This window comes from Novosphingobium sp. KA1 (assembly GCF_017309955.1).
GTDB lineage: Bacteria > Pseudomonadota > Alphaproteobacteria > Sphingomonadales > Sphingomonadaceae > Novosphingobium.
Genome location: NZ_CP021247.1, coordinates 1,712,691 through 1,739,306 on the forward strand (window position 1 = coordinate 1,712,691; position 26,616 = coordinate 1,739,306).

General features: G+C 66.7%; 21 protein-coding genes and 3 tRNA genes. 14 read left to right on the forward strand and 10 right to left on the reverse strand.

All coding sequences use genetic code 11. The features are described from left to right. Positions 1 to 34: 34 nt before the first annotated feature. The 3 genes from CA833_RS08440 to CA833_RS08450 all read left to right on the forward strand — a co-directional run bounded on the left by CA833_RS08440 (position 35) and on the right by CA833_RS08450 (position 2,179). The gene (locus tag CA833_RS08440; RefSeq protein ID WP_207079792.1) at positions 35 to 787 is read left to right on the forward strand and encodes an SDR family oxidoreductase; all 753 of its coding nucleotides are present in this window, start codon (positions 35 to 37) and stop codon (positions 785 to 787) included. Between the two features lie 13 nt (positions 788 to 800). Then, positions 801 to 1,601 carry an SDR family NAD(P)-dependent oxidoreductase gene (locus CA833_RS08445; protein WP_207079793.1) on the forward strand — a complete coding sequence of 267 codons (801 nt, stop codon included), beginning with the start codon at positions 801 to 803 and terminating at the stop codon, positions 1,599 to 1,601. 101 nt (positions 1,602 to 1,702) lie between these two features. Continuing rightward, positions 1,703 to 2,179 (forward strand): HEAT repeat domain-containing protein, encoded by a 477-nt coding sequence (locus CA833_RS08450; protein WP_207079794.1) that lies wholly within the window; start codon positions 1,703 to 1,705, stop codon positions 2,177 to 2,179. A gap of 481 nt (positions 2,180 to 2,660) precedes the next feature. On the opposite strand, the gene CA833_RS08455 is transcribed toward CA833_RS08450, so the two are convergent. Continuing rightward, positions 2,661 to 3,725, reverse strand: coding sequence for an aldo/keto reductase (locus CA833_RS08455; RefSeq protein ID WP_142635948.1), 1,065 nt, complete (start codon positions 3,723 to 3,725; stop codon positions 2,661 to 2,663). A gap of 124 nt (positions 3,726 to 3,849) precedes the next feature. Between CA833_RS08455 and CA833_RS08460 the strand changes: the two genes are divergently transcribed. Further along, on the forward strand, positions 3,850 to 5,004 hold the full coding sequence (locus tag CA833_RS08460; RefSeq protein ID WP_242526340.1) for an aminotransferase class I/II-fold pyridoxal phosphate-dependent enzyme: 1,155 nt from the start codon (positions 3,850 to 3,852) through the stop codon (positions 5,002 to 5,004). A gap of 67 nt (positions 5,005 to 5,071) precedes the next feature. Here CA833_RS08460 and CA833_RS08465 read toward each other — a convergent pair. From CA833_RS08465 to CA833_RS08475, 3 genes are all read right to left on the reverse strand, one after another. After that, positions 5,072 to 5,146 (reverse strand) — tRNA-Gly (locus CA833_RS08465). Between the two features lie 48 nt (positions 5,147 to 5,194). After that, positions 5,195 to 5,269, reverse strand: a tRNA-Gly gene (locus CA833_RS08470). Between the two features lie 47 nt (positions 5,270 to 5,316). Then, positions 5,317 to 5,391, reverse strand: a tRNA-Gly gene (locus CA833_RS08475). Positions 5,392 to 5,603: 212 nt separating this feature from the next. Between CA833_RS08475 and CA833_RS08480 the strand changes: the two genes are divergently transcribed. Next, the gene (locus tag CA833_RS08480) at positions 5,604 to 6,503 is read left to right on the forward strand and encodes a tetratricopeptide repeat protein (RefSeq protein ID WP_207080015.1); all 900 of its coding nucleotides are present in this window, start codon (positions 5,604 to 5,606) and stop codon (positions 6,501 to 6,503) included. Positions 6,504 to 6,517: 14 nt separating this feature from the next. After that, positions 6,518 to 7,129 carry an LON peptidase substrate-binding domain-containing protein gene (locus CA833_RS08485; protein ID WP_242526341.1) on the forward strand — a complete coding sequence of 204 codons (612 nt, stop codon included), beginning with the start codon at positions 6,518 to 6,520 and terminating at the stop codon, positions 7,127 to 7,129. A gap of 210 nt (positions 7,130 to 7,339) precedes the next feature. On the opposite strand, the gene CA833_RS08490 is transcribed toward CA833_RS08485, so the two are convergent. The 4 genes from CA833_RS08490 to CA833_RS08505 all read right to left on the reverse strand — a co-directional run bounded on the left by CA833_RS08490 (position 7,340) and on the right by CA833_RS08505 (position 10,923). Further along, positions 7,340 to 8,719 (reverse strand): L-serine ammonia-lyase, encoded by a 1,380-nt coding sequence (locus CA833_RS08490; RefSeq protein WP_207079795.1) that lies wholly within the window; start codon positions 8,717 to 8,719, stop codon positions 7,340 to 7,342. Between the two features lie 110 nt (positions 8,720 to 8,829). After that, entirely contained in the window at positions 8,830 to 9,594 is a 765-nt protein-coding gene (locus CA833_RS08495; protein WP_370584561.1) for a molybdopterin-dependent oxidoreductase, read from the reverse strand. Beyond that, positions 9,591 to 10,463: a cytochrome b/b6 domain-containing protein gene (locus CA833_RS08500; protein ID WP_207079796.1), complete on the reverse strand. Its 873-nt coding sequence runs from the start codon at positions 10,461 to 10,463 to the stop codon at positions 9,591 to 9,593. Before CA833_RS08500 ends, CA833_RS08495 begins: the two co-directional genes overlap by 4 nt. Positions 10,464 to 10,506: 43 nt before the next feature. Then, a complete protein-coding gene (locus tag CA833_RS08505) occupies positions 10,507 to 10,923 on the reverse strand; it encodes a secondary thiamine-phosphate synthase enzyme YjbQ (RefSeq protein WP_207079797.1) in 417 nt (138 codons plus the stop codon). Positions 10,924 to 11,401: 478 nt separating this feature from the next. On the opposite strand from CA833_RS08505, the gene accD reads away from it, so the two are divergent. The 7 genes from accD (at position 11,402) to CA833_RS08540 (ending at position 20,876) form a co-directional block, all read left to right on the forward strand. After that, the gene (gene accD / locus CA833_RS08510) at positions 11,402 to 12,250 is read left to right on the forward strand and encodes an acetyl-CoA carboxylase, carboxyltransferase subunit beta (protein ID WP_142635938.1); all 849 of its coding nucleotides are present in this window, start codon (positions 11,402 to 11,404) and stop codon (positions 12,248 to 12,250) included. Further along, positions 12,247 to 12,702 (forward strand): acetyl-CoA carboxylase biotin carboxyl carrier protein, encoded by a 456-nt coding sequence (accB, locus tag CA833_RS08515; RefSeq protein WP_142635936.1) that lies wholly within the window; start codon positions 12,247 to 12,249, stop codon positions 12,700 to 12,702. The genes accD and accB overlap by 4 nt, the downstream gene beginning before the upstream one ends. A 13-nt stretch (positions 12,703 to 12,715) precedes the next feature. Beyond that, positions 12,716 to 14,065 (forward strand): acetyl-CoA carboxylase biotin carboxylase subunit, encoded by a 1,350-nt coding sequence (gene accC, locus CA833_RS08520; protein WP_207079798.1) that lies wholly within the window; start codon positions 12,716 to 12,718, stop codon positions 14,063 to 14,065. Between the two features lie 32 nt (positions 14,066 to 14,097). Further along, positions 14,098 to 15,045, forward strand: coding sequence for an acetyl-CoA carboxylase carboxyltransferase subunit alpha (locus tag CA833_RS08525; RefSeq protein WP_207079799.1), 948 nt, complete (start codon positions 14,098 to 14,100; stop codon positions 15,043 to 15,045). A gap of 196 nt (positions 15,046 to 15,241) precedes the next feature. Next, a complete protein-coding gene (locus CA833_RS08530) occupies positions 15,242 to 18,628 on the forward strand; it encodes a sugar-binding domain-containing protein (protein ID WP_242526342.1) in 3,387 nt (1,128 codons plus the stop codon). A 2-nt stretch (positions 18,629 to 18,630) separates the two neighbouring features. Continuing rightward, the gene (locus CA833_RS08535) at positions 18,631 to 19,425 is read left to right on the forward strand and encodes a GDSL-type esterase/lipase family protein (RefSeq protein WP_242526343.1); all 795 of its coding nucleotides are present in this window, start codon (positions 18,631 to 18,633) and stop codon (positions 19,423 to 19,425) included. Continuing rightward, complete coding sequence (locus tag CA833_RS08540; protein ID WP_207079800.1) at positions 19,422 to 20,876, forward strand: carboxylesterase/lipase family protein; 1,455 nt, start codon at positions 19,422 to 19,424, stop codon at positions 20,874 to 20,876. The genes CA833_RS08535 and CA833_RS08540 overlap by 4 nt, the downstream gene beginning before the upstream one ends. 32 nt (positions 20,877 to 20,908) lie before the next feature. Here the strand turns inward: CA833_RS08540 and CA833_RS08545 are convergent, their stop codons facing one another. Beyond that, positions 20,909 to 21,817, reverse strand: a complete 909-nt coding sequence (locus tag CA833_RS08545; protein ID WP_207079801.1) for an ROK family protein — start codon at positions 21,815 to 21,817, stop codon at positions 20,909 to 20,911. A gap of 162 nt (positions 21,818 to 21,979) precedes the next feature. Next, positions 21,980 to 23,320, reverse strand: coding sequence for an ROK family protein (locus CA833_RS08550; protein ID WP_370584562.1), 1,341 nt, complete (start codon positions 23,318 to 23,320; stop codon positions 21,980 to 21,982). A 215-nt stretch (positions 23,321 to 23,535) separates the two neighbouring features. Between CA833_RS08550 and CA833_RS08555 the strand changes: the two genes are divergently transcribed. After that, the gene (locus tag CA833_RS08555; RefSeq protein WP_207079802.1) at positions 23,536 to 26,586 is read left to right on the forward strand and encodes a TonB-dependent receptor; all 3,051 of its coding nucleotides are present in this window, start codon (positions 23,536 to 23,538) and stop codon (positions 26,584 to 26,586) included. Positions 26,587 to 26,616 lie beyond the last annotated feature (30 nt).

Genomic DNA, 26,616 nt, shown 5'->3' on the forward strand with positions numbered 1-26,616 from the left:
CCGCAAGGTGCCGCGCGGGTGGAGCGGAGAAGCCATGTCGGGACAGCTTGCAGGAAAGGTCGCGCTTGTTACCGGCGCGTCGTCGGGGATCGGGGCGGCGGCGGCGTTGTGCCTTGCCGAAGCGGGCGCCCGGGTCGTCGTCTGTGCCCGGCGGACCGCGCGGCTGGCAGGACTGGTCGCGCAGATCGAGGCGGCGGGCGGTGCCGCGCTGGCGATCCCGGGGGACATGACCCTTGAGGACGATGCGCGCGGCGCGGTCGAGAAGACGGTCGCCGCATTCGGGCGCATCGACATCCTGATCAACTCGGCCGGGATCATGGAGGCGGGCGGGATCGAGAACTGCGATACCGCGATCTATCGGCGGGTGATCGACATCAACCTGATGGGCACCGTCTACACCAGTGCCGCTGCCGTGCCGCACATGCTGGCGCAGGGCGGCGGCGACATCATCACCATCTCCTCGCTCGCCGGGCGCAAGGGCGGGCCGATGACCAGTGCCTATTCGGCGAGCAAGCACGCGGTGAACATGATGACCGACGGCATGCGGCAGGAACTGGGCGGGCGGAACATCCGTGTCACCACGCTGATGCCGGGGGCGACCGAGACGGAAGTGGCGGATTCGATCAGCGACCCGCGGTGGCGCAGTGCGATCAAGGCCCATGTGAGCAAGGACGGTGCGGTGCAGCCGCGCGACATCGGCGAGGCCGTCGTCTTTATCCTCGCCATGCCGCGCCGGACCAATATCTCCGAGATCGCGATTCGCCCGACCATCGATACCAGCGCCTGAGGGGAGTACGATCATGGGAAGACTGCAGGACAAGGTCTGCATCATCACCGGCGCGGGGTCGGGCATGGGCCGGGCGATGGCCGAACTGTTCCATGGCGAGGGGGCGCGGCTGGTGCTGGCCGACATCTCGGGCAAGCAGGACGACGTGGCGGCTGAACTCGGCGGCGAGGCGCTGGGCGTGCAGTGCGACGTTTCCGATGAGGCTCAGGTGCAGGCGATGGTCGGCGCCGCGCAGGAGCGTTTCGGCCGGCTCGACGTGCTGTGCAACAATGCCGGGTTCGGCGGGGCGATGGCGCCGCTGCACAGGCAGTCGCTGGAGACATGGGACCGGGTCCATGCCACCAATTTGCGCGGTGCGTTCCTCGGCATGAAATACGGTATCATCGCCATGCTGGAGAGCGGCGGCGGGGCGATCGTGAACACGACGTCGGCGTCGGGCGTGGTCGGCTGGAAGCATCATGCGGTCTATGGCGCTGCCAAGGCGGGGGTGAACCAGCTGACGAGGGCGGCGGCCCTCGACTATTCGGACCGGGGCATCCGGGTGAACGCGATCGCGCCCGGCACGGTGTGGACCGGGCTGGTGGAAGCCTCGAAGATCCATGCCGAGCCGCCGGCGGAATTCCCGGTGCTGGCGGGCATCCCGATGGGGCGCTGGGGGCTGGCAAGGGACATCGCCCAGGCGGCGCTTTATCTCGCCAGCGACGAGGCGGCTTACGTGACCGGTGTGGTGCTGCCGGTCGACGGCGGCTACTCGATCGGCTTTTCGGGCATGGGGGCCGAGCGACCGGGGATCGCCAGCGCGGATCCGGCCTGATCGGATCGGGGGGCTTCGACAGGCTCGCCATGTGCGGGTGGGGAGGGAAGGGCGGTTTTGGGTGGCTAGCAGCCGTTCGGCGTCGGTGATAGCTTGGGCTAATGGCCGACCGCTACGAGCCCACTTCTAACTTTCTGAAGGCGGTGATCGCTGAGGAGGTGCCGCTTTCCGGCACAGCCTTCGCCGACGCGAACATGCGGCAGCTAGTCGCGATGACGCAAGACGGTGACCTCTCTAATCGTGACTGGGCGACGATGCTTTTGGCATCAGAAGAAGCCGATACGCCCGAAATCCGGGAGGCACTGTTGTCAGCCGCCAACGATGAAAATGACGTCGTAAGAGCGGAGGCGCTACTCGGTCTAGCCAAGCGCGATCGGACGCTGGCGCTGCCATTCGTTCTGAAAGCACTATCGGGCGAACAGGCGAGCGTGCCCGTGTTCGAGGCCGCCGAGTTGATCGCTGATCCCGTTCTGGTGGAGGTGCTCCGACCTTGGACTGAGCCATCGGATGATGTGTGGCTCGATCAGCTCATCCTGAACGCCTTGGTAGCCTGCGAAAAAGGCACTCAAACCGCTTAGTTGATGGATGTCCGCAACGGGGCACAAACCGAACTCTCGAACGAGACCACGCGGCGTGATAGGCGCGGCATCGATCCGTTTCCTCACCCCGCCTTTCGGCCCATTCCCTCCGGTGAGGATCCGCATCGGGGCCGCCGCGAGTTCCCCCCGGATTCGCGGCAAGGCCATGGATGCGTGGCGGATCGATGCCGCGTTCCGGCGGTGCCGGAGAGCTGGAAATCCAGCCTGACCGGAACACTGGAACGAACCCGCCAGTTCGCGCCAGAACGGTTCGCCAAGAACCTGTCCCGATCGAAACGCTTTTGCTGTCCTCGGCCCATGCCTCCCTGAGAGCAATGGCCGGGGGAAATCCGGGGCGGGTGGTTCACGGCGCCCGCCCCGGATAGCGCCCTTATCGCACCTTGCACGGCTGAAAAGCGTGAGCCAGATCACGCTCCGGCGGGCAATCGGGTCTCCTTTGATCGGGCCTCCTTTTACGGGATCAGCGGCGGGTTTCGACGGTGACGCCGCCGGTCATGATCGTTTCGGCGGCTCCGGTCAGCACGTCCATCGGGAAAACCGGTGCCGCCGCGCTCACGGCATCGAGGCGGGCGAGGTGCTCGGCAGGCAGGGTCACCTCCAGCGCGCCGAGGTTGTCCTCAAGCTGGGCCGGGGTGCGTGCGCCCAGCACCGGGGCGGCGACATCGGGATGGGCGAGCAGCCAGGCCAGCGCCACTTGCGCCGCGGTGCAGCCGATCTCCCGCGCCACGTCGGCGGTCGCGGCCGCGACGGCGAGAGTGCGCTCGCTCAGCCGCCCGGTCGCGAGGTTGATCGCCTTGCGCGAGGTCATGGCCGCGTCCGCAGGGGCGGCAAGGTCGGCATCGCCGTACTTGCCGGTCAGCACCCCGCCGCCCAGCGGTGACCAGGGGCAGACGCCGAGCCCCATCTCGCGCGCCATCGGGATCAGTTCGCGCTCGACCGTGCGCTCGATCAGGTTGTGCTGGATCTGCAAGGCGCAGAACGGCGTCCAGCCCCGCAGTTCGGCGATCGCCTGCATGCGGCTGGCCTGCCATGCCGGGGTATCGGAAAGGCCGATGTAGAGCACCTTGCCGCTGCGCACGAGATCGTCGAAGGCACGCAGGATCTCGTCCACCGGCGTGCGGAAGTCCCACATGTGGAGGTAGAGCAGGTCGATCCATTCGGTCTGCATCCGCGTCAGCGAGGCCTCGACCGAGCGCACCATGTTGCGCCGTGAATTGCCTGCGGCATTGGGATCGCCGGGGCTGGTGCTGAGCGAATACTTGGTGGAGATCACCAGCCTCTCGCGCCGGTTGCCGAGGATCTGGCCCAGCAGCCGTTCGGAGCCGCCCATCTGGCCGTAGAAGTCGGCCGTATCGACGAAGTTGCCGCCGCGATCGGCATAGATGTCGATCATGCGTGCCGCTTCCTCGTCGCTTGAACCCCAGGCGCCGGGACCGACGCCGAAGGTCATGGTGCCGAGGCAGAGCGGCGAGACGCGCAGGCCCGAACGGCCAAGCAGGCGGTAATGATCGAGTTGGGTCGGCACGGGGGCGCTCTCCTTTGCCGCCTGTCTGGCGGCTACCGGGAGGCGCGGCCAGACAGGCGGGGCAGGCCTGCGGCCAGAGGCAAGCGGGATTGCCTGCGGGGCCTTCGCGGCCTAGCAGATGACCATGAACGCGCCCCAGAAGACGACGATGCAGATCGCCCAGGTCGACCCCTTCCACGCCATGGCCATCGGCCGCCTTGCCTATGAATTGCAGGCCGAGGGGCGCGATGTGATCCACATGGAATATGGCCAGCCTTCCACCGGAGCGCCGGCCGCCGCCATCGCCGCCGCGCACAAGGTGCTGGACAGTGATCCGGGGGGCTATTGGGAAAGCCCGGCGCTGCTGGAACGCATCGCCCGGCACTATGCCGAGGCTTACGGCGTCACTCTCGACCGCGAGCAGGTGATCCTGACTTGCGGCGCCTCGCCCGCTTTCGTGCTGGCGCTCAGCAGCCTCTTCGCGCCGGGCGCGCGGGTGGCTCTGGCGCGGCCGGGCTACGTTGCCTACCGCAATACGCTGAAGACGCTCTATCTGGAGCCGGTGGAGATGCCTTGCGGCCCGGCCGAGCGCTATCAGGTGACGGCCGCCGCGCTCGATGCGCTCGATCCGGTGCCCGATGGCCTCATTCTCGCCAGTCCCGCCAATCCCACCGGCACCGTGATCGCGCCTGAGGAACTGGCGGCCATCGCCGAAGTCTGCCGCCGCAAGGGCATCCGCGTGGTCTCCGACGAGATCTATCACGGCCTGACCTACGGCGATGCTGCACAATCCACCTTGCAGCATCTGCCCGAGGCGGTGGTGGTCAACAGCTTCTCGAAATACTACTCGATGGCGGGCTGGCGGCTCGGCTGGCTGGTGGTGCCGCCCGAGGTGGTGACGGCGGCGCGCGCGCGGATGAGCAACCTGTTTCTCACGCCCTCGGTGCTGGCGCAGCATGCGGGCCTGATCGCCATGGACGAGACGGCGGAACTCGAAGGCCATCTGCACACTTATGCACGCAACCGCGAACTGCTGCTGGCGGCGCTGCCGCGCCTTGGCCTCAGCGAGATCGCGCCGCCCGACGGGGCCTTCTACATCTATGCCGACATCGGCCACCTGACCAATGACAGCCTGGCGTTCTGCCGCCAGCTTCTGCGCGACACCGGCGTCGCCACCGCGCCGGGCGTCGATTTCGATCCCGTCGATGGTCATCGCCATTTCCGCATGAGTTTCGCGGTGTCGACGCCGCGGATCGAGCAGGCGATCGAACGCATGGCGGAATGGTTCGCGAAGCGTTGAGGGGGTAAACGTCGGCGCAAGGCTTCGGCCTTGTGCTGATTCTTCGCGATTTGAAGATTTGTCGAACTGGAGCGGGCGAAGGGATTCGAACCCTCGACCCCAACCTTGGCAAGGTTGTGCTCTACCCCTGAGCTACGCCCGCTCTGGCGTTCAAGACGTTCGGGACACGTCGGAAATCTCGTATGCGAACTGGAGCGGGCGAAGGGATTCGAACCCTCGACCCCAACCTTGGCAAGGTTGTGCTCTACCCCTGAGCTACGCCCGCTCGGCGTTCGAGACATTCCGGACAAGCCGAAAATCCCGTATGTGAACTGGAGCGGGCGAAGGGATTCGAACCCTCGACCCCAACCTTGGCAAGGTTGTGCTCTACCCCTGAGCTACGCCCGCTCGACGTTCAAGACCTGCTGGAGTGACCGGCAGGTCCGGGGTGAGGCGGCCGACTAGCAGCGCTTTTGGGGGTCGGCAAGAGCTAATTTGAAAGAATCGCACGAAGACCGGCAAGAAGCCCATAAACCCTTCACAAATCGGTCGCGAAGGCCGATCTAGTGCCCTCGAACTTCTTTACATACGCATTCACGGGAGCACGAATCTTGGCCAGCATGGGTCTCAACCTCGACGAACAGAAGGCGGTGGACCGCTTCCGCCAGTCCGTGGCCGAACCGTCGATGACAAAGCTGGTGATCCTCGATTTCTGGGCGGAATGGTGCGGCCCCTGCAAGGCGCTGACGCCGGTGCTGGAAAAGGTCGCCGCCGAATATGCCGACAAGGGCGTGGTGCTTGCCAAGCTGAATGTCGACGAGGAACAGTTCATCGCCAGCCAGTTCCAGGTCCGCACGATCCCCACGGTCTACGCGATCTTCCAGGGCCAGCCGGTGGCCGACCTGACCAACGCGCGCACCGAATCGCAGCTCAAGCAGATGCTCGACCAGCTGCTCGCCAAGCTGCCGGTCCAGACCGGGGCCGAACCGGCGCAGGACATCGCGCCGCTGATCGCCATGGGCGAGGAAGCGCTGGCCGAGGGCGACGGCGAACGCGCGGCCTCGATCTTCATGCAGATCCTCGAGATCGCGCCGGACAATGGCGAAGTGATCGCCGGTCTCGTGCGCGGCCTCGTCGCCGCCGGGCGAATCGAGGAAGCGGAACAGATCCTCGCCAGCCTCGAGCCGGAACTGGCTGCCGATTCGCACCTCGAACGCGCGCGTTCGGCACTGGCGCTGGCCAAGGACAAGCCAGAGGACAGCGAACTCGCCGCCCTGCGCGCCGCCGCTGCCGCGCGCCCCGAGGACATGGAGGCGCAGCTTGCCTTCGCCAACGCTGCCTTTGCGGCCGGTGAGCGCGACGATGCCGCTGCCACCCTGCTCGCCATGGTCGCCGCCGACCGCGAATGGAACGAAGGCGCCGCCCGCGCCAAGCTGCTGCAGATCTTCGAGGCGGTCGGTCTGGAAGACCCCTGGGTTTCGGCCACGCGCCGCAAGCTCTCCACCGTCCTGTTCGGCTGAGCGGAGCGGCGCCCGTGCGGATCACCATCTTTCCCCTGCCGGGCGCCGTCCTCTACCCGGGGCTGCAACTGCCGCTCCACATCTTCGAGCCGCGTTACCGCTCGATGGTGAGCGACGCCCTCGCACGCGATCGCCGCATCGGCATGATCCAGCCGCAGCGCCCGGTGGAAGGCGCGCCGCTCTACGCGGTAGGGTGCCTTGGCCGGATCGGCGACGTCGAGGCGCTGGAAGACGGGCGCTTCAACATTATCCTCGAAGGCGAATCGCGCTTTCGGGTGCTGCGCGAACTCGATGTGACCACGCCCTTCCGCCAGATCGAGGCGGAACTGCTGCCGGACGACGGCGATGAAGTGCTGGCTGCCATCGAGCGCGCCAGTTTCGAACGCGAGGCGCGGCGATTCGCCGATGCGCAGGGCTACGCGGTGGACTGGGAGCAGGTGGCGCGGCTGGATGACCAGTCGCTGATCAACGGAGTCTCGCAGATCGCGCCGTTCGATGCGGCGGCGAAGCAGGCGCTGCTGGAGGTTTCCGGTCTGCGCGAGCGGTGTGAGCTCTTGGTGCAACTGATGCAGTTCTTCGGGCGCCGAACGGATGATGACGATGAGGATGGGGTGACGTTGCAGTAAGGGAAGAAGGGAAGTCCTGGGGGATGATCCTCCAGACCCGCATAATGTCTCCGTTTCGCCCTGCGCTATCCGTTCCGCCCCCCTTGCTGCGCAGCCAATAAGTCTCCCGACGCCACCATGGGCGCGCAACGGTGCTGGTCCGCGTGACCTAGACGGTACTGGGGGTGCAGGGGGGCTATGCTCCCCTGCTTTATCCCTTGTCCTTCTTCCTCAACACGCCACGACGTTGATCGCCAGCCCGCCCTGGCTGGTTTCCTTGTACTTGCTCGACATATCGAGCCCGGTCTGCCGCATCGTCTCGATCACCTGGTCGAGCGACACGCGCGGCGTCTCCCCGGCGTGGAGCGCCAGCTTCGCCGCGTTCACGGCCTTCACCGCGGCGATGGCATTGCGTTCGATGCAGGGGATCTGCACCAGCCCGCCGACCGGATCGCAGGTGAGGCCGAGGTTGTGCTCCATGCCGATTTCCGCTGCCGCGCAGACTTGCACCGGGGTGCCGCCCCAGACCGCCGCGAGGCCCGCTGCCGCCATCGAGCAGGCAACGCCCACTTCGCCCTGACAGCCCATCTCCGCACCGGAGATCGAGGCGCGCTGCTTGTAGAGCAGGCCGATGCCGGCAGCGGTGAGCAGGTAGCGACGCGCCTTGAAAGGGATCGCGGTATTGCCGTCGCTGCAATACTGCCGCAGCAGCGAGGGCACGATACCCGCCGCGCCATTGGTCGGCGCGGTGACGACGCGGCCGCCGCTGGCGTTTTCCTCGTTCACCGCCATGGCGTAGAGGTTCAGCCAGTCCATCAGCGTTTCCGCCTGATTGTCCTGCGGGCGGGCGATCAGCTTCTGGTGAATGGCGCGGGCACGGCGGCGAACCTTGAGCGCTCCGGGCAGGTGGCCTTCCTTGGTGAGCCCCTGATCGATGCACAGGTTCATGGCATCGGCAATCACGTCGAGCCCGGCGAGTGTCTCTGCCTCGGGGCGCCGCGCGGCTTCGTTGGCCATCATGACTTCGGCGATGTCGAAGCCGCTTTCTGCGCAGACCGCCAGCAGTTCGGCGCCTGAGGTGAAGGGGAAGCGGACCGGCGGGCCGTGGACCACCTGATCGTCGGGCGCAGGCTGTTCGAGCTGGTGGCGGCTGGAATAGAAGCCGCCGCCGGTCGAGAAATACTCGCCGCGCGCCAGTTCCTCGCCCGCGGCGTCCCATGCCGTCAGCACCATGCCATTGGGGTGGAGATCGGGGATATGGTCGAAATCGAGGATCAGGTCGCCTTTGCAGTCGAACGCGATCTCGTGACGGCCCAGCAGCGTGATCCGGCCGCTGGCGCGCACTTCGGCAGCGGCAGCGTGCGCCTGCGCAGGCTCTGCGGTTTCGGGTTCGAAGCCGATCAGGCCCATCAGGCAGGCATCGGGGGTGCCGTGGCCTTCGCCGGTCAGCGCCAGCGAGCCTTGCAGATCGACGCGGACGCGGGTGATCGCGTCAAGCTGTCCACTGGCCTCTATGCCTTGAAGGAAGCGCATGGCGATGCGCATCGGGCCGACGGTGTGCGAACTGGACGGGCCAAGGCCGATACGGAACAGGTCGAGCGCGGAAATCACGGCTGGAACTCACAGGCGGGAAGGGTGGTCACGGGGGCTACGCTCTTGCGTTATTATTTTGAAGCCGCGTGGATGAAGCCAGATAGGCTGGGATGCAATGGGCCCGCGGACTAAATCCCGGCATACCAGGCGTATCGGCCGTTATCCTCCCAATATCCGCCTTTGCCGCCGTAGATCCCGGCGAGCGCGGCGACCGCCTCGATCCGGGTGACGAACTTGGCGTGCTTGTAGCCCAGTTGCCGCTCTACCCGCAGGCGTAGCGGGGCGCCGTGCTGTTCTTCCAGCGGCTGGCCGTTCATCGCCCATGCCAGGATCGTCTGCGGGTGGAAGGCGTCCACCAGGTCGATCGATTCGTAATAGGGCCTCCCGCCGTAGAGATCGGCGCAATGGAACACGAGATAGCGCGCCTCCGGCCGTAGCCGCGCGAGATCGAGCAGGGCAGCAAGGCGCGGGCCGGTCCACTTGCCGATCGCGCTCCATCCCTCGACGCAGTCGTGGCGGGTGATCTGGGTGCGCTGGGGGAACTGCTTGAGCGCGGTCAGCGGCAGCATGAGGGGATGCGTGACCAGTCCGTCCACCCGCAGCGCCCACCGCGAAAAACCCTGCGCGAAATGGGTGCGGTAGACCGGATCGGCGACGGCAAGGCTGCCGTTGGCGCGGAAGGTGGGCGACATTTGCGATTCGGCGAACTCGCGGGCCAGCGCATCGCCGGCAAGGCCGCGCTGGGTCACGCGGTGGAGGTCTTCCGCCTGCCCCAGAAAATCGAGCACCTTGGGATCGCGCGTCAGCCGGTCGCAGCCGGAAAGCAGCAGCCCGCCCGCGCCCACCGCACCCGCCTGAATCAGTCGCCGCCGCGAGAGGATCAACTTGCTCACTGCTCCTTCTCCCTTGGCAGGCGATACCAGCCCGTCACCATCGCGCGCAGTTCGTTGAACGGCCCGGCCAGCACGACCATGGCGATGTGGACGATAAAGAAGCCCACCAGAGCAAATGCGCAAAGGAAGTGGATCGAGCGCGCCGTTTGCCGCCCCCCGAACACTTCCGTCACCAGCGGCGCCCACGCATCGGTGCCGGGCGAAAGGGCGAGGCCGGTCAGGATCATCAGCGGCAGCAGGCTGAACAGCACTGCGGCATAGGCGATCTTCTGAAGCGTGTTGTAGCGCAGCGCCGCCGCCCCGGTGGGCAGGCGCAGCCGCGCGTGGTCCCGCGCTTCCAGCCAGACATGCCGCAGCCGCCATTCGCGGCGCGTGATATGAATGTCGCGCTGGATATGCCGGTTCACGAGCGACCAGATCAGATAGGCCGCCAGACCCAGCGAGAGCACCCAGGCGAAGGCCAGGTGCCATGTCCGCGCATCGGCAAGGCTGTAGGCCGAGGGGATCGTCGCCCAATAAGGAAAGGCGCGGCGGTGCGGGGTGCCGTCGGGGTCTTTCCAGTAGCCGAGCAGGCCGGTCGTCTCGACGCGGTGGCCGGCCACTTGCAGATAGCCATATTCATACGTGCCGATCCGCGCGGAGCCGATCTTCAGCCACGGCGCATCGAAATTCGCGCCATATTCACCCCAGCAGAGCCGGGCATGGGCGTTAAAGATCATCAGCCCGCTCATCAGCATGATCAGCAGCGTGACCGCATTGGTCCAGTGCCAGAGCCGCGTCGAGAGCCGGTGGCGCTTCACCAGATCGCCGCCTTGCGGATGAGCCTCTTGCGCGGGAGAGGGTTCGGCGGGCGGGGCGATGTCGCTCATGATCCCAGTTCGCCTCGCCCTTGCCATCGGTTACAGCCCGATTCTACGCGCCGAGCAGATGCAGCGCCACCTGCCGCCGGTGCGCCATGCGGCGGTGCTCGGCCAGATAGATGCCTTGCCAGGTTCCCAGCGCCATCTGCCCGCCGATCACCGGAATCGACAGGTTGACGCCGGTCAGAGTCGCCTTGAGGTGCGCGGGCATGTCGTCCGGCCCCTCGTCGTCATGGGCATAGTGCGGGCCTTCCGGCGCGATGCGGTCGAGCCAGGCGACCAGATCGCCGCGCACCTCGCGCGCGGCATTCTCCTGAATCAGCAGCGAGGCGGACGTGTGGCGGCACAGCAGCGTCAGCAGCCCCTCGCCGATGCCGCTTTCGCGCTGCCACCCGGCAATCGCCCGCGTGATATCGGTAAGGCCCCGGCCAGGGGTGTCGAACGTGAGGATGGTGGTCGCCTGTTTCATCGCATCGGCATCCTGATCCCGGGCGGCGCGGCGATCAAGTCGCGGCTTCGAGCGTGATTATGTCTCATTTCAGCAACAGCGAACGGCAACAAAGACCGATAATTTCTCGCTTGACCTAATGGGAAAGGGGTGAAACACAGCATGGTTTAGAGGCTTCCATGTATGTTTACAGAGGCGGCGTCGAACCCTTGGAAATCGTGGATTCCTGCGGCTTTTGCCCTCTCTTGCGATGCCCCCGGCCGGTCCGGGCAGGCACTTTTTGTCCCATCATCCGCGCAGAGGCGATTGATCTAGCCATATCTGCCGCGTATTGCCGCGCTCGGCGACGGGCCGGCAGACCGGCACGGTGTCTGTCGTCCGCAAGGATCGTTCGGTCGCTGGATATGCCGGAAATCGGCGCATTCACACGGCTTCCGGACGGCCGCGAGATGAGCCCGGACAATCACCGGGCCGCTCGGGTCTCACGCAAGGGTTGGTCATGAGTTGGCTTAGCAAAGTACGCAATTCCCTCGGGAACCTGAAGAAGCGGGATACGCCCGACAACCTGTGGACCAAGTGTCCCGGTTGCGGCGAGATGCTCTTCACCAAGGAGTTCGAGGACAACCTCTCGGTCTGCCCGCGTTGCCAGTATCATGGCCGCATCGGCGCGCAGCAGCGCTTCGACCAGCTTCTCGACGCCGGTTACGGCGTCCTCTCGGCACCGCGCGTGCCGGAAAATCCGCTCAATTTCCGCGATTCCAAGAAGTACTCGGATCGCCTCAAGGCTGCTCGCGCCGCCAATCCCTACCCCGATGCGCTGACCAATGCGCTCGGCACGATCGAGGGTCGCAAGGTCGTCCTCGGCGTGCAGGACTTCGCCTTCATGGGCGGGTCGATGGGCATGGCGGTGGGCGAAGCCTTCGTCGAAGCCGCCGAGCGCGCCATTGCCGAGAACTGCGGCTACGTCATTTTCACCGCCGCGGGCGGCGCACGCATGCAGGAGGGTATCCTCTCGCTCATGCAGATGCCCAAGGCGACCGTCGCGATCCGCCGCCTTGCGCGGGCGGGCCTGCCCTACATCGTCGTCCTCACCGATCCCACCACCGGCGGCGTCACCGCCAGCTACGCGATGCTGGGCGATATCCACATTGCAGAGCCCGGCGCCCTTATCGGCTTCGCCGGCCAGCGCGTGATCCAGGACACGATCCGCGAGAAACTCCCCGACGGCTTCCAGCGCGCCGAGTACCTCCATGCCCACGGCATGGTGGACATGGTGGTCCACCGCAAGGACCTCAAAGGCACGCTGGCCTCGCTGCTCGAATATCTTGAACGAAAGGAAGTTGCGTGAACATCGACAGCGCGCTGGTACGCGAGCTCGCCGAGCTCCTGGCTGAAACCGGTCTGACCGAGATCGAGGTCGAGGATGGCGAACGCAAGATCAAGGTGACGCGCCAGGTCGCGCAGCAGATCGTTGCTGCCGCTCCGGCCATGCCCTTCGCCGCTCCCGCCGCTGCGCCGGTCGCTGCCGCCGCTCCGGTTGCCGAAGCGGCTGCCCCGGCCGCTCCGGTCGATGCGGTGAAGTCGCCGATGGTCGGCACCGCCTACCTCGCGCCCGAGCCTACCGCGCCGAACTTCATCAGCGTCGGCCAGCAGGTCAAGGCCGGCGACGTGCTGCTGATCGTCGAAGCCATGAAGGTCATGAACCAGATCACCGCCCCCAAGGGCGGCACGATCCAGGCCATCCTCATCGACAACCAGCAGCCGGTCGAATTCGACCAGCCGCTCGTCGTGATCGCCTGAGGATCGTAATCTGATGGCCATCAAGCGCCTCCTGATTGCCAACCGCGGCGAGATCGCGCTGCGCATCCACCGCGCCGCGCGCGAGATGGGCATCGAAACCGTCGCGGTCCACTCGACCGCCGACGCCGACGCCATGCATGTGCGCCTTGCCGACCACGCGGTCTGCATCGGCCCGCCGGCCGCGAAGGATTCGTATCTCAATGTCGCGGCGATCATCGCCGCCGCCGAGATCACCCATGCCGACGCGATCCACCCCGGCTACGGCTTCCTTTCGGAGAACGCCCAGTTCGCCGAGATCGTCGAGGCGCATGGCCTGATCTGGGTCGGCCCCAAGCCCGAGCACATCCGCACGATGGGCGACAAGGTGGAAGCCAAGCGCACTGCCGGCGCACTCGGCCTGCCGCTGGTGCCGGGCTCGGACGGGGCGATCGAGGACTTCGCGGTTGCCCGTGATCTGGCCGAGACGATTGGTTATCCGGTCATCATCAAGGCCGCTTCGGGCGGCGGCGGCCGCGGCATGAAGGTCGTCAACACGGCCGAGGAACTCGAAAGCCAGATGGGTCAGGCCCGTTCGGAGGCGAAGGCTGCCTTCGGCGATGCCACCGTCTACATGGAAAAGTACCTCGGCAATCCGCGCCATATCGAGTTCCAGATCTTCGGTGACGGCAAGGGCGAGGCGGTGCACCTGGGCGAGCGCGACTGTTCGCTGCAGCGCCGCCACCAGAAGGTGCTGGAAGAAGCGCCCTCGCCGGTCATCACCCCCGAAGAGCGCGACCGCATGGGCGGCATCGTCGCCAAGGCGATGGCCGACATGGCCTATCGCGGCGCCGGCACCATCGAGTTCCTCTGGGAAAACGGTGAGTTCTACTTCATCGAGATGAACACCCGCCTGCAGGTGGAGCATCCGGTGACCGAAGCCATCACCGGCGTCGACCTCGTGCGCGAACAGATCCGCGTGGCCGAAGGCAATCCGCTTTCGTTCAAGCAGGACGAGATCGAGTTCAAGGGCCACGCGATTGAATGCCGCATCAACGCGGAAGACCCTTGGAACTTCACGCCTTCGCCGGGTCAGGTCACGGCCTACCACGCGGCGGGCGGCATGAACGTGCGCGTCGATTCGGGGCTCTATGCAGGTTACCGCATCCCGCCCTACTACGATTCGATGATCGGCAAGCTCATCGTCTCGGGCCGTACCCGCAAGGGCGCGATCATGCGCCTCAAGCGTGCGCTCGATGAAATGGTGATCGACGGCGTCAAGACCTCGATCCCGCTGCATCAGGCGCTGCTGGACGATCCCGAGTTCCAGAGCGGCGAATACACCATCAAGTGGCTGGAAGAGTGGCTGGCGAAGCGCGCCTCCTGAGGCGCGCGGCAACAGACCTGAACGGATAGAGCATGATCTCGTTTCTTGAATTCGAAAAGCCGATCGCGGAACTGGAAGCGCGCATTGCCGAACTGCGCGCCACCGCCAGCGGCAGCGATCTCGACATCGCGTCCGAGATCGGCCGTCTGGAAAAGAAGAGCGCGGCGCTGCTGAGCGGCACCTACGCCAAGCTCTCACCCTGGCAGAAGACGCAAGTGGCGCGCCATCCGCAGCGCCCCCACTTCGTGGACTACCTCGCGCTCGGCTTTACCGAGTTCGTGCCGCTGGGCGGTGACCGTCTCTATGGCGAAGACCAGGCGATCATCGGCGGTCTGGCCAAGCTCAATGGCCGCAAGGTCATGCTGATCGGCCACGAGAAGGGTTCGGACACCACCTCGCGCATCCGCCACAACTTCGGCATGGCCAAGCCCGAAGGCTACCGCAAGGCGATCCGCCTGATGGAAATGGCCGGCAAGTTCGGCCTGCCGGTGGTCACGCTGGTCGATACCGCCGGCGCTTTCCCCGGCGTCGAGGCCGAGGAACGCGGTCAGGCGGAAGCGATCGCCCGTTCGATCGAGGCCTGCCTCGGCGTGCCGGTGCCGATGGTTTCGGCTATCGTCGGCGAGGGCGGCTCGGGCGGCGCGGTGGCGCTGGCCGCGGCCGACCGCGTGCTGATGCTGGAACACTCGATCTACTCGGTGATCTCGCCCGAGGGCGCCTCGTCGATTCTCTGGCGCACGCCGGACAAGGCCCCCGACGCGGCCGAGGCGATGAAGGTGACGGCGCAGGACCTGCTCTCGCTCGGCGTGATCGAGCGCGTGGTGGCGGAGCCGACCGGCGGCGCCCACCGCGATGCCGGCAAGACCGCGCAGGCGCTACTGGGCGCGATCGAGCAGGAACTCGACGTGCTCTCCGCATTGCCGACCGGCGACCTGCTGGCCCGCCGCGAGGAACGCTTCCTGAAGATCGGGCGGGCCTGAGTTCTGGGCCTGAGTCCAGGCTTTCATCCAAGAGTTCGCACGGGGCGGGGAGGGCAGGGCTCTTCCCGCCCCGTTTGCGTTTGGGCACCGTAATTTTGCGTGTCCGATTATATAAAAACATTTGGCTTTTTGTCCCGGTACGTGTTTGGTGTCCGAGAAAGCCCGAAATCGGGCCGCGACATGGAAAGGGACGAGGATGAGCAACGGGGCGAATGTGCGCGCGCGCACGGCATGGATGGGGGCTTGCGCTCTCGCGGTCATCGCCGCTTCGCAGGCGGCAACCGCGCAAGTGGCCGGGCCTTTCGACCTTGCCGTGATCCCCGCCAGCCCCGTCTGGTCGCGCGACGTCACCGTTCCGGCGGGCGACTGGACACTGTCCTTCTGGGCCTCGCTCGACGGCGCTGACGGCGGCACGCTGGCAGCGCTTGCTAGCAAGGACAGCGATACGGCACTCGTTTCGGTCGCGGTGACCGGCGGCAAGCCGGTGCTCGCCGCCAATGGCCAGACTGCCAGCGGCACCGCCCTGCGCGGCGGCCAGTGGCACCATTTCGCGCTGGTCAGCAGTGCCAAGGGCCTGACGCTTTCGGTCGACGGCAAGGCTGCCGCCACGCTCGCGCGGCCGCTACCCGCGCAGCCTGCCCGCCTGCTGGTCGGTTCCGCGCCGGCCCCCGCTGCCCGTCTCGCCGGCCTGCGTCTCGATGCCGGCATTATCAAGGCCACCGGCGCGCAGCCCGATGCCGCGCTGATCCAGTTCGCCGAAACCAGCCCGCGCTGGCCCTTGCAGGTGCGCCAGATGCAGGGTCAGGTCACCCCGCAGCCCGCATCGACGCTGCCGCACGGGGCCGCGCCGGACAAGCCGGTTGCCAAGCCGGTGCCGCAAGTCACGCCGCTCGCTGAAGCGGGTGCCGGCAAGTGGACGCTGCAGAAGTGGATGCTCGCCGCCGCGCCGGACGTGAACGGCAATGCCGCCGCGATCTCGCGCCCCGGCTTCGGCGACACCAGGTGGTATGCCGCCACCGTTCCCGGCACCGTGCTGACCACGCTGGTCGATCGCGGCGTCTATCCGGACCCCGCGCATGGCCTCAACAACCTCGTCATCCCCGAGAAGCTGGCGCATCAGGACTACTGGTACCGCACCGAGTTCGACCTGCCCGCAGGCGCCTCTGGCCGCCACCTCGAACTGCTGCTGAACGGCGTCAACTTCGCATCGCAAGTCTGGGTCAACGGCACCGAAGTCGGCACCACCAAGGGCGCCTTCGTGCGCGGCAAGTTCGATGTTTCGCCGCTGCTGAAGCCGGGCCGCAATGCGATTGCCGTTCGCGTCTCGCCGCCGCCGCGCCCCGGCGTCGCCCATGAGGAATCGCTGACCGCTGGCGTGGGCGAGAACGGCGGCATGATGATGCTCGACGGGCCGACCTTCGGCGCCTCGGAAGGCTGGGACTGGATCCCGACCATTCGTGACCGCCAGACCGGGCTCTGGCAGGACGTGCAACTCATCGCCAGCGGCGATGCGAAGATCGGCGATCCGCAAGTCGTCACCACGCTGCCACGCGCGGACAACAGCGTGGCCGATATCGAGATCACGGTGCCGGTCACCAACTTGTCCGACCGCGCCGTCACCACCACCGTGCGCGCCGCGTTCGACGATGTCGCGGTGGAGCGCCAGGTGACCGTGCCCGCCCGCCAGTCGGTGGCCGTGCGCTTCTCGCCGGAGACCGACGGCGCGCTTGCGGTGAACAACCCGAAGCTGTGGTGGCCCAACGGCTACGGCGCCCCGGCGCTGCACATGCTGCACCTGACCACCGCTGTCGACGGCCAGCCGTCCGACAGCAAGGACGTGCGCTTCGGCATGCGTCAGGTGACTTATGAAATGTCGCTGGTGGACGGCGAGGGCAAGCTCGACCGCGTTGCCATCGATTTCGAGAAGGCCCGCAAGCTCGGCCAGCATATCGTCGACGAGCGCCACGATGCGATCCGGCAGGTGCCGGGCGGCTGGGCTTACTCCTTCGCGGCCGGAGCGGAAAAGTCGCCCGCCGTCACCCCGATCGCCGGGGATGAGGGGCTTTCGCCCTTCCTCGTGCTGCGCGTCAACGGTGTGCGCATCGCTGCGCGCGGCGGTTCGGTGGGCATGGACGACTTCATGAAGCGCGTCGATCGCGCGCATCTGGAGCCCTACTTCAAGCTGCACCAGGACGCCCACGTCAACATTATCCGCAACTGGGTAGGCCAGAACACGCAAGGCTCCTTCTTCGATCTGGCTGACGAATATGGCCTGATGGTCATGAGCGATTTCTGGGAATCGACGCAGGACTACAACATCGAGGCGCAGGATCCTGTGCTGTTCATGGACAACGCGAAGGACGTGGTTGCGCGCTTCCGCAACCATCCCTCCATCGTCCTGTGGTTCGGCCGCAACGAAGGCGTGCCGCAGCCGATCCTCAACGAAGGCCTCGACGACATGCTCCGCAAGGAGGACGGCACGCGGCTCTACATGGCCTCTTCCAACCGCATCAACCTGCACGATTCCGGGCCCTACAACTGGCGTGAGCCGGAGAAGTACTTCACCGAATATTCGAAGGGCTTCGCGGTCGAGGTCGGCACCCCCTCGTTCCCGACGCTGGAATCGTGGGAGCGCGCGATCCCGGCCAGCGAGCGCTGGCCGATCAGCGACACCTGGGCCTATCACGACTGGCACCAGACCGGGAACGGCGCGGTGAAGAGCTTCACCGATGCCATGGACCGCGAATTCGGCAAGCCCACCAGCCTGCCCGATTTCGAACGCAAGGCGCAGATGCTGGAATACGAAAGCTACCGCGCGATCTTCGAAGGCATGAACGCGGGGCTCTGGACCACCAATTCCGGCCGCATGCTGTGGATGACGCAGCCGGCATGGCCGAGCTCGGCCTGGCAGGTGTTCTCGTCCGACTACGACACCCACGGCGCGTTCTACGGCATGAAGAAAGCGTCGGAGCCGGTGCACGTGCAGATGAACCTGCCCGATCACAAGGTGATCCTCGTCAACAACCGCATGGCCGCGCTGCCCGGCGTGACGGTGCGGGCGACGGTGCAGGCGCTGGACGGGCGCACGCTCGCCACGCGCGACGTGAAGGTGGACGCTGTGGCCGGCAAGGTTGCCGATGCCTTCACGCTGGACCTGGCGCCGCTGATGGCTTCGGGGCCGGTGCTGGTGCGTCTGGAAGCGCTGGATAGCGCGGGCGCGCGGATTTCGGACAACTTCTACTGGCAGGCCGCCAGCGACGAGGCACTGCAGGCGCTCAGCACGATGGCTCAGGTGCCGCTGACGGGCGCGGCCAAGGTTGGCACCGATGGCAGCGATACGAAGATCGTCGTCACCCTCACCAACCCCGGCAAGACCGCCGCGATCCAGACCAAGCTCACGCTGTTCGATGCCAAGGGCAAGCAAGTGCTTCCCAGCTACTTCTCGGACAACTATGTCTCTCTGCTGCCGGGGGAAACCCGCGAGGTGACGGTGACGGCGCCGAGCGCGCTTGCGGGTGGTTCACCCTCGGTCAAGCTGCGCGGCTGGAACGTCGCGGCCCAGACCATTGCCGTGGGGAACTGATCGTGAAGCCTATTCTTGCCTGCCTTGCCCTGACTAGCACTGCCCTGACTGCCACCGTTCTGCCCGCCTCGGCGATGGCGCAGGCCGCACCGACCGCTCCTGCCGCACCCAATGCCGGGGCGCAGGCGGCGGAGGACCGGCTCCACAACGACTGGGCCTGGACCGCGCGCTATCGCGACGCCAATGCGGTGGACGCCGCCAAGGCGCCGCGCCCGCGCGTGGTGTTGATGGGCGATTCGATCACCCAGGGCTGGTACGATCTCGACCGTGCCTTCTTCACGCCGGGGCGGATCGGGCGCGGCATCGGCGGGCAGACCACCTCGCAGATGCTGCTGCGCTTCCGGCAGGACGTGATCGACCTCAAGCCCGATGTCGTCCAGATCATGGCCGGCACCAACGACATTGCCAGCAATACCGGCCCGATCAGCGACGAGGCGATTGAGGGCAATTATCGCTCGATGGTGGAACTGGCGCAGGCGCACGGCATCCGCGTGATCCTGGCCTCTATCCCGCCCGCGGACCAGTTCCCCTGGCGTCCCGGGCTGGAGACGGGCATGCACATCGTCAAGCTCAACACCTGGCTGAAGAGCTATGCCGCCAGGACCGGCTCGGTCTACGCCGATTACTGGACGGCGATGAAGGGCTCCGGCCTCGGCGCGCGGGACGGGCTGACCTCGGACCACGTGCATCCCACGGCGGCGGGCTACGCGGTGATGGACAAGGTGGCGGAAGCGGCGATCAAGGCCGCGCTCGCCAAGCCCGCGCCGCGTCCTCTGGCGGCAGCCAGCGTGCCATGAGCCTGGCGCTCGCCGCGCTGGCGCTGGCCTCCGCTTCGGCCGCCGCGCCCGTCGTCCAGACCGAGGCGGGCGCCGTCGAAGGCGAGAGCGGCGCGGACGGGCGCGCAATGTTTCGCGGCATTCCCTTCGCCGCGCCGCCGCTGGGGGACTTGCGCTTCCGCGCGCCGCAACAGGTAAAGCATTGGCAGGGCACACGGCAGGCGGTGAAGTCCGCGCCCGCCTGCCTGCAGGTCGATTACGGCTGGAACAGCGAGGCGGCGGCGAACCAGTCGGAAGACTGCCTCTACCTCGACGTCGCGACGCCGACGCTCCATCCCGCCAAGCCCTTGCCGGTCATGGTGTGGATCCACGGCGGCGGCAACCGCGCAGGCGGCGGGCCCGGCCCGGCCGCCTCGCCGATCGTGGCGCGCGGGGTGGTGCTGGTCAGCGTGCAGTACCGGCTTTCCGCGCTGGGCTTTATGTCGCATCCGGCGCTGGGCGAGCAGTCCGGCAATTACGGGCTGATGGACCAGCAGGCGGGCCTGCGCTGGGTGCAGGCCAATATCGCCCGCTTCGGCGGCGATCCGGCCAATGTGACGATCTTCGGCGAATCCGCAGGAGCGCAGGACGTTGGCCTGCAGATGCTCTCGCCCGGCGCCAAGGGCCTGTTCCATAAGGCGATCGAGGAGAGCGGTACGGCCGGGTTCGGCCTGCCGCCGCGCTCGCTGGCAGAGAACGAGGCGCTGGGCGACATGATTGCCAAGGCCGCGGGCGCTCCTGCTCATGCCACCGCGGCGCAGCTGCGCGCTCTGCCTGCCAAGGCACTGATCGAGGCCGCCGAGCATGCCGATGTGCCGAACCTCGACGATGACAGCTTTATCTGGCTGCAGGCGGTGGTCGACGGCAAGGTGCTCACCGAGACCCCCGAGGCTTCGCTGGCGAAGGGTGTGGGCCGCGCCATTCCGCTGATTCTCGGCATCAACCGTCTCGAACTCGGCCTCTACGGCACGCCCGAACGGGCCATCGCGCAGGGTTTTGGCGATAACGCAGCCGCCGCCATGCACGCTTACGGTCTCACCCCCGGCAGCGCGCCCGCGGCCGATCTGCCGCTGCGGCTGGCGAACGACCTGACGTTCCGCTGCCCTTCGCTCCATGTCGCCGCCCGGCATGCGCGCAGCGGCGGGACGGCCTGGCACTACCAGTTCGACATCGACGGGCCGGACGGTAAGCCGGTGACGCATGGCTCGGAAATCCGCTTCGTGCTCGCCGGGGACGGCGCGGCTGCCGATGCCCTGGCCCCGCTCGCCGCCTACTGGGTGAACTTTGCCCGCACCGGCAATCCGAACGGGAAGGGCCTGCCGCAGTGGCCGCGTTTCGGCGCCGGGGCTGCAAGCCTTGAATTCACCGCCACGGGGCCGCGAGAGGTCGAGGGGCTGTCGGCGCAGACTTGCGCGCTGCGCTCGGCTCCCTGAATGGATGTCCGGGCCGGTGGCCCGGACATCGATCAGGCCTCGCCGACATCCCAGAGCAGCGCGGCGCCGCGCACGCCCGAACTGTCGCCCCAGCGTGCCTGCACAACGCTGCCGGTCCAGGCGCCCGAGAACGTGCGCAGGCGGATCGCTTCGGCAAGTCCCTCGTAGATCGGCGCGACGTTCGACATGCCGCCGCCCAGCACGATGGCATCGGGATCGAGCAGGTTGGCGACCACCGAGAGCCCGCGCGCCAGCCGGTCGCGGTAGCGCTCCAGCGCCACCATCGCCTCGGGATCGCCGTTGACGGCGGCCTCGACGATGGCGGGGGGATCAAGCTCGCGCCCGGTCGCGGCGGCAAAGGCGCGGCGGAAGCCGGTGCCCGAGACCCACGATTCGAAACAGCCGCTGAGCCCGCACCAGCACTTCGGCGCGGGCAGTTCGTCGGCGCCGGGATCGGGTAGCGGCATGTGGCCGAGTTCGCCGCCGAGGCCGTGGGCGCCGTCCACCAGCGTACGGCCGATCACCACGCCGCCGCCGCATCCGGTGCCGACGATCAGGCCAAACACCGAATGGTGGCCCGCCGCCGCCCCGTCGATCGCTTCGGAAAGCGCAAAGCAGTTGGCATCGTTGGCAAGCCGCACTTCGCGTGCCAGCGCCGTCTCGAGATCGCGCAGGAACGGGCGGCCATTGAGATAGACCGAGTTGGCGTTGCGCATCAGTCCGGTGGCCCGCACCAGCGAGCCGGGGGTGCCGATGCCGATCCGGGCGCTGCGGCCCAGCCGGGTTTCGACCGCACCGACGAGTTCGCGCAAGGTCGCGAGCGCGGTATCGTAGTCGCGCGGGGTGTCGGTGCGCTGGCGGTGCAGCACATCGCCCCCTTCGTCGAGCACGGCCGCCTCGATCTTGGTGCCGCCGAAATCGATGCCGATGCGCAGCGTCACAGTGCCGCCCAGCGGTTCAGCGCAGAGCGCTTCAGAGGTTGCGCCAAGCGCTTCATAGGTCTCTCCCGTCGCGGTCGCGCGGCCTTGTGCCCGGCGCGTTCCGCCCGAATTTCACGATCGACCTATCATGGCAGCAAGATTGATTAAGACAAATTCTTTTTTTTAGACAGCGGGAGCGCGGCCCGCCTGCATCAGGATCGCGTCCGAAGGTAGCAGTTGATCGAGGAAGGGCAGGATTGCGGCGCCGATCGCGGGGGCATCGCTGGCCATTTGCGCGGGCTGGACGGGAACCCGCACCGGCATCGGCACTTGCGCCAGCGCGGCCTCGATCCGGGCGGAAAGCCGCTCGATCAGCGGCACCGGCAGGCGCCCGCCGATGAGGATGGCATCGGGATCGAGCAGGCAGGTGACCGCCACCAGCGGGGCGGTCAGGGCGCGGGTGGCATCGGCGATCCACTGGTCGACAGTGGTCGCCATGACCGGGTCGAGCGCCAGCAGGTCGTCGAGCCTTTCCAGGCTGCGTCCGGCCTGCTCCAGCCGCTCCTCGATGGCGGACAGCGATACCGTGTCCTGTACCAGGGCCCCCGGGAAGGGGCCTGCCGGGTCGGGCAAGAGGCCGATTTCGCCGCTGCGCAGCCTTGCGCCGCGGTAGTAGCTGCCGTCGATCACCGGGCCGCCGCCAAGCCCGGCGGTGATCAGTACGTAGAAGAAGCTGGCGCGGTCCTGCCCGCCAACGCCTTGCGCCTCGCCGAGCGCGGCCGCTGCCGCGTCGTTGTCGACATGGACCGGCCAGGGCAGCACGTCCTTGAGCAGCTGCGCGAAATCGACCGCGCTCCAGCGCTCGTAACCGGCGGGCTTGTGCGGCAGGGCGATGCCGCCGAGATCGTCGGGCCGGGCAACGCCGACGCCGAGCACGCGGCCGGGGTCGACCCCGCCGGCGGCCAGCAATCCGCCGAGTTCCTCGGCAATGATGGCGACCACGTCCTCGGGCAGCGCAAAGCGCACCTCACGGGTGACGCGGCTGCGCACGTCACCGGCCAGATCGAGGGTGACGAGGGTGATGTGGTCGCGGTCGACATTGAGGCCGATCGCGAAGGCGCCTTCGGGATGGATCGCCAGCCGCAGCGCGGGCTGGCCGCGGCCGCCGTGCTTGCGGCCCAATTGCGCGACGAGGCCCATGTCCTCGAGCCGGGTGGTGATGTTGGCGATGGTCGGCGGGGTCAGCCCGGTCTGCTGGGCCAGCGCGATGCGGGTGGTCTCGCCGGAGAGGCGGATCGCCTGAAGCACGATCCGCTGGTTGTAATCGCTCGCCCGCGCCAGATTCGTTCCCGACAGCGAGACCGCCAGCCGCATGCCGGCCGGCAGTTTGCCTGCGGCGGGATTTCCGTTTTGTGGCAACGATGTCACGGTCGCGGCGTCGGCCATCTCATCCGGGAGGGAGCCCTCGCCGCGCGGTTTTCCGCCGGGCTCGGGCATCTTGCGGGTGCGATCCTCTCTTTTCATGGCTCCTGACTACATCCACTCCGCTGCGCAAACTAACAAAAAAGAAAAAATTTAAGTTGACGGACATGGGGCTTTGGGCGGATGTCTAGGGCAACACGAGGCAGCAGAACCCTCGTGGCGGGAGAGAGCAGTCGCACGGCAAGAAGCCGGTACCCCTCTCCGCATGCACAAATGAGGCGCCACGCGACACGCGGGCGAGGAGAGGAGTTGAGGGAATGAAGCAGAAGAGCTTGATGAATCGTGCCGTCCTGCTGGCGGCGACGTCGCTCGCCACGTTCGGCATGGCCAGCGGCGCATCGGCGCAGGACGCTACGGCAACCCCTGCCGATAGCGTTGCCCCCGCCGGCGGCGACGAGATCGTCATCACCGGTATCCGCGGTTCGCAGGAACGCGCCGTCGCGATCAAGCGCGAGGCGACCTCGGTGGTCGATTCGATCTCGGCCGAAGACATCGGCAAGCTGCCCGACGTCACCATTTCCGACTCGCTCCAGCGCATCCCGGGCGTGCAGATCCTGCGCAGCGCGGGCGAAGGTTCGACCATCAACATTCGCGGCCTGCCGCAGGTGGTCACGCTGATGAACGGCGAAACCTACCTCGGCGCCCAGTCGATCACGTCGGTCCAGCCCAATTTCAACGACATTCCCTCGCAGCTCTTCGCCGGCGCGGACGTCATCAAGTCGACCACCGGCAGCCTGCTCAATTCGGGCATCACCGGCACCGTCAATCTGCGCACCCGCCGCCCGTTCGACCTCAAGGAAGGCCTGACCCTCGCGGCGGCCGCCGAAGGCGCCTATGGCGACAAGACCAAGCACAAGTTCGACCCGAACTTCAACGGCTTGATCTCGTGGCATAACGACCGGTTCGGCTTCATGGTCTCGGCCGCCTATTCGGACGTGCGCCTGTCGAACTCGCACAACGGCATCCAGGAAGGCTACGGCGCCGCGCTGCATAACGAAGGCACCGCCGACGCCACTTCGAACGGGGGCTTCTCGCCCTCGTTCCGTCCGCGCGGCACCGCCGTTGCCGGCGGCGTCGACGTCAACGGTGACGGCGATTCAAACGATGCCTTCATCGTGCCCCAGGGCTTCACCGGCTGGAACAAGATCAACCAGCGCCAGCGTCTGGGCATCAACGGCTCGGCGCAGTGGCTGATCAACGACGCGCTGACCCTGACCGGCGACGCCTTCTTCACCAAGCAGACCGAGCATGACCGCACCGCCGGTTTCCAGATGCAGGACGTCAACTGGCAGGCGGCGGAATTCGTGCCCGGCGCCTCGCGCGATACCGGCGCGACCTATGTCGGCGGCGATGGACGCACCTACAACATCAACACCACGCAGGTGTACAACTACGATCTGGGCAACTTCGATTCCTACGCCCAGACCGACCGCTATCGCTCGCAGTCGCAGAACTACAACCTTGAGCTGAAGTTCGACAACGGCGGCCCGTTCAAGGCGACCTTGCGCGGCGTCTACGGCAAGGCCCACCAGTACTACGACCAGAGCTACCTGCAGTTCAGCCTCTCGGACGGCCAGCAGTGGCAGCCCGGCGGCGTCGGCCACTACCCGACCGGCGACCGCGTGTTCAACGCGAACGGCTACACGGTCAACACGATCGCGGGCCTGAACTCGCTGCCCGCCGTCGTGGACTTCACTGGCAACAAGCCGGTCTTCACGCTGCCCTCGCAGTTGCTGGACAGCCTGGGCGACATGAGCAACTATGCGCTCAAGACGATGTCGTCGGAAGGCAACTACCGCAAGAACGGCGACATGAAGGTCCTGCGCGCGGATGGCTCCTATGAAGCCAGCCCCGACCTCACGATCAGCTTCGGTGGCCGCTATTCGGAACGCTCGGTCAGCGATTACGAGTTCGACCGCGCGGCTCCGCTCTATGCCGGGCAGGCCAGCGACCCGAACGGCTGCCTCGTGAAGTGGAAGGCCTTCGACGTGCCGATGAGCAACAGCTCGTGCAGCGCGGGCGATGCCTCTGGCTACTACACGGCAGGGCTCACCCGCCTTGCCACCGATCCGACGCTGGCCAGCATGGTCAAGCTGTTCAACCCCGGCGTTGCCGGTGTGCCGAACATGTACGTGCTCGACCCCAAGGCGATGGACAACGCGCTGGCATTCCAGAACAGCTTCTACCCGGGCAACGTCGAGGTCATGAACCCCGGCTCGTCCTACAAGGTGGGCGTCAAGCAGATCTCGGGCTATGTCCAGACCGACTTCCACGGCGACCTCTTCGGCCTGCCGTTCTCGGGTAATGCGGGCGTCAAGGTGATCAACACCAAGCTCGACATCACCCAGTACGTGACCGGCGATCCGCAGCCTTACGGCATGGCCAACACGCTGGCCGGATCGGTCAATACCAAGCGCAGCTTCACCGACATCCTGCCTGCCTTCAACGTCGCCTTCGACCTTGCGCAGAACCTCAAGCTGCGCGTGGCGATGTCGCGCACGATGACGCTGCTCGATCTCAACCAGTGGGGCGGCGGCCTGACCCCGAACTATGCGATCGACACCAGCATTCCGGGCACCCCGGTGTTCCGCGTGACCGGCGGCAGCCAGAGCGGCAACCCGCAGCTCGATCCCTGGCGCGCCACCAATGTCGAGGGTTCGCTGGAATATTACCTCGGCCGCGGCAGCCTGCTGAGCGTCGGCGCCTTCCACATCAGCGTCGACAGCTTCATCCAGAGCGGTAACGTCATCCGCACCGACCTGCCGGACAACGACGGTGTCGTGCGCGGCCGCACGGTGTCGATCAGCACGCCGGTTCAGGGTACGGGCGGCACGCTGCAGGGCGTGGAAGCGGGGGCCAAGCTCTCGTTCCTCGATCTCAGGTTCATGCCGGACTTCCTGCGCAACTTCGGTATCGACAGCAACTTCACCTACTCGCCGTCCGATACCGGCAAGAAGGACCTGTCGGGCAGCACGATTCCGTTCCAGGACAACTCGAAGATCCAGACCAACCTGGCGCTGTTCTACCAGGACTCGCACTTCCAGGCCCGCGTCGCGTGGAACTACCGTTCGGAGCGTGCCGTGCAGTCCGACTTCGGCGGCATTTCCGGCCTCGAACTCTACCAGGCGCCGACCAACTACATCGACGCTTCGGTCAGCTACGACATCACGCCGAACGTGACGATCTACGGCCAGGGTTCGAACCTTACCGGCGAGTACGAGAAGTACTACCTCACCTGGAAGGACCAGAAGGCCTACAACAACGTGTTCGAACGCCGCTTCACCGTGGGTGCGCGCGTCAAGTTCTAACCGGACCCTCCCCCTTTCCCCCCGCCCACT

Bases quoted from the DNA above. Each gene is read 5' to 3' on its own strand.
- CA833_RS08550 (WP_370584562.1), bottom strand. From the start codon at position 23,320: ATGAAAAGAGAGGATCGCACCCGCAAGATGCCCGAGCCCGGCGGAAAA.
- CA833_RS08480 (WP_207080015.1), top strand. From the start codon at position 5,604: ATGGGTCTCAACCTCGACGAACAGAAGGCGGTGGACCGCTTCCGCCAG.
- CA833_RS08540 (WP_207079800.1), top strand. From the start codon at position 19,422: ATGAGCCTGGCGCTCGCCGCGCTGGCGCTGGCCTCCGCTTCGGCCGCC.
- CA833_RS08440 (WP_207079792.1), top strand. From the start codon at position 35: ATGTCGGGACAGCTTGCAGGAAAGGTCGCGCTTGTTACCGGCGCGTCG.
- CA833_RS08530 (WP_242526342.1), top strand. From the start codon at position 15,242: ATGAGCAACGGGGCGAATGTGCGCGCGCGCACGGCATGGATGGGGGCT.
- accD (WP_142635938.1), top strand. From the start codon at position 11,402: ATGAGTTGGCTTAGCAAAGTACGCAATTCCCTCGGGAACCTGAAGAAG.
- CA833_RS08450 (WP_207079794.1), top strand. From the start codon at position 1,703: ATGGCCGACCGCTACGAGCCCACTTCTAACTTTCTGAAGGCGGTGATC.
- CA833_RS08505 (WP_207079797.1), bottom strand. From the start codon at position 10,923: ATGAAACAGGCGACCACCATCCTCACGTTCGACACCCCTGGCCGGGGC.
- accC (WP_207079798.1), top strand. From the start codon at position 12,716: ATGGCCATCAAGCGCCTCCTGATTGCCAACCGCGGCGAGATCGCGCTG.
- CA833_RS08525 (WP_207079799.1), top strand. From the start codon at position 14,098: ATGATCTCGTTTCTTGAATTCGAAAAGCCGATCGCGGAACTGGAAGCG.
- CA833_RS08500 (WP_207079796.1), bottom strand. From the start codon at position 10,463: ATGAGCGACATCGCCCCGCCCGCCGAACCCTCTCCCGCGCAAGAGGCT.
- CA833_RS08445 (WP_207079793.1), top strand. From the start codon at position 801: ATGGGAAGACTGCAGGACAAGGTCTGCATCATCACCGGCGCGGGGTCG.
- CA833_RS08555 (WP_207079802.1), top strand. From the start codon at position 23,536: ATGAAGCAGAAGAGCTTGATGAATCGTGCCGTCCTGCTGGCGGCGACG.
- CA833_RS08460 (WP_242526340.1), top strand. From the start codon at position 3,850: ATGAACGCGCCCCAGAAGACGACGATGCAGATCGCCCAGGTCGACCCC.